The sequence below is a fragment of the Parabacteroides sp. B2-S-102 genome, assembly GCF_023656665.1.
GTDB lineage: Bacteria > Bacteroidota > Bacteroidia > Bacteroidales > Tannerellaceae > Parabacteroides > Parabacteroides distasonis.
The window spans coordinates 1-2,471 of sequence record NZ_JAMOKM010000046.1 but is presented as its reverse complement, the minus strand read 5'-3'; the positions used below and the strand labels follow the sequence as shown (position 1 = coordinate 2,471).

Genomic DNA, 2,471 nt, shown 5'->3' with positions numbered 1-2,471 from the left:
ATTGCGAAGGCAGCCTGCCAAGCCATGACTGACGCTGATGCACGAAAGCGTGGGGATCAAACAGGATTAGATACCCTGGTAGTCCACGCAGTAAACGATGATCACTAGCTGTTTGCGATACACTGTAAGCGGCACAGCGAAAGCGTTAAGTGATCCACCTGGGGAGTACGCCGGCAACGGTGAAACTCAAAGGAATTGACGGGGGCCCGCACAAGCGGAGGAACATGTGGTTTAATTCGATGATACGCGAGGAACCTTACCCGGGTTTGAACGCATTCGGACCGAGGTGGAAACACCTTTTCTAGCAATAGCCGTTTGCGAGGTGCTGCATGGTTGTCGTCAGCTCGTGCCGTGAGGTGTCGGCTTAAGTGCCATAACGAGCGCAACCCTTGCCACTAGTTACTAACAGGTGATGCTGAGGACTCTGGTGGGACTGCCAGCGTAAGCTGCGAGGAAGGCGGGGATGACGTCAAATCAGCACGGCCCTTACATCCGGGGCGACACACGTGTTACAATGGCGTGGACAAAGGGAGGCCACCTGGCGACAGGGAGCGAATCCCCAAACCACGTCTCAGTTCGGATCGGAGTCTGCAACCCGACTCCGTGAAGCTGGATTCGCTAGTAATCGCGCATCAGCCATGGCGCGGTGAATACGTTCCCGGGCCTTGTACACACCGCCCGTCAAGCCATGGGAGCCGGGGGTACCTGAAGTCCGTAACCGCGAGGATCGGCCTAGGGTAAAACTGGTGACTGGGGCTAAGTCGTAACAAGGTAGCCGTACCGGAAGGTGCGGCTGGAACACCTCCTTTCTGGAGCTTCAGGATTCCGTACCGAGGTCATACGAGGTATTGATCCCCTTGTGCTGCTGTTGAGATTATGTTTATATATAGATCTTACAGACCGGGAGGCCGGTCAAAAAGAGAGAAAATGACGCTGGGACGTAAGTCTTGGCAAAGTTGACAGTCCTATAGCTCAGTTGGTTAGAGCGCTACACTGATAATGTAGAGGTCGGCAGTTCAACTCTGCCTGGGACTACTCCGAATGAGGGGGATTAGCTCAGCTGGCTAGAGCATCTGCCTTGCACGCAGAGGGTCAACGGTTCGAATCCGTTATTCTCCACACATCCCGCGAGGGAAAGAGGATCTTTGACATGTTGGACATCAAAAAGAAGAAACAAGTAGAGCGAGCTTAAGATATATCAACCCGTGCGTCAAGTGCGAGGTGAGAGAAAGTAAGCAAGGGCAGACGGTGGATGCCTTGGCTCTCGGAGGCGACGAAGGACGTGATAAGCTGCGAAAAGCCCGGGGGAGGCGCAAATAGCCCTTGATCCCGGGATATCCGAATGGGGCAACCCGGCAGGTTGAAGGCCTGTCATCCCGAAAGGGAGGCGAACGTGGGGAACTGAAACATCTAAGTACCCATAGGAGGAGAAAATAAACAATGATTCCGTAAGTAGTGGCGAGCGAACACGGAAGAGCCCAAACCCATGTCGTCTAGGCGACACGGGGGTTGTAGGACCACGACGTGGCAAGATAGAGTCAAGTGGAACGCCTTGGAAAGGGCGACCGTAGAGGGTGATAGTCCCGTACACGACTGACGATTGAAGCCTAGTGGTATCCTGAGTAGCGCGGGGCACGAGAAATCTTGCGTGAATTAGCGGGGCCCATCCCGTAAGGCTAAATACTCCCGAGAGACCGATAGCGAACCAGTACCGTGAGGGAAAGGTGAAAAGAACCCCGAGCAGGGGAGTGAAATAGACCCTGAACCCGTCTGCCTACAAGCGGTCGGAGCGTCGTAATGACGTGACGGCGTGCCTTTTGCATAATGAACCTACGAGTTACCTTCCCCGGCAAGGTTAAGTACCTAAGGTACGGAGCCGAAGCGAAAGCGAGTCTGAACAGGGCGGCCAGTCGGGGGGGGTAGACGCGAAACCGAGTGATCTACCCTTGGCCAGGTTGAAGGTTGGGTAACACCAACTGGAGGACCGTATGGGTAAGCGTTGAAAAGCTTTCCAATGAGCTGAGGGTAGGGGTGAAAGGCTAATCAAACTCGGAGATAGCTCGTACTCCCCGAAATGCATTTAGGTGCAGCCTCTTTATAGTATATCGTGAGGTAGAGCGACTGATTGGATGCGAGGGCTTCACCGCCTATCAAGTCCAGATAAACTCCGAATGCGCGATATATATTTACAGGGAGTGAGGGCGCGGGTGCTAAGGTCCGTGTCCGAGAGGAGAAGAATCCAGACCACCGGCTAAGGCCCCCAAATGATCGTTAAGTTGAACTAACGAGGTCGGATCGCAGAGACAGCTAGGATGTTGGCTTGGAAGCAGCCATTCATTTAAAGAGTGCGTAACAGCTCACTAGTCGAGCGATCTGGCGTGGATAATAATCGGGCATAAACGATCTGCCGAAGCCGTGGATGTCGCAAGACATGGTAGGGGAGCATTCCATGCGGCGTCGAAGATGAGGGA

General features: G+C 54.0%; 2 tRNA genes and 2 rRNA genes. All 4 read left to right on the top strand.

From position 1 onward, the window contains the following. A 16S ribosomal RNA gene (locus NBH07_RS22395) occupies positions 1 to 809 on the top strand; the annotation flags it as partial. 152 nt (positions 810 to 961) lie between these two features. Then, positions 962 to 1,035 (top strand) — tRNA-Ile (locus NBH07_RS22390). A 10-nt stretch (positions 1,036 to 1,045) separates the two neighbouring features. Next, positions 1,046 to 1,119 (top strand) — tRNA-Ala (locus tag NBH07_RS22385). 106 nt (positions 1,120 to 1,225) lie between these two features. After that, positions 1,226 to 2,471: ribosomal RNA gene (locus tag NBH07_RS22380) — 23S ribosomal RNA — on the top strand; the annotation flags it as partial.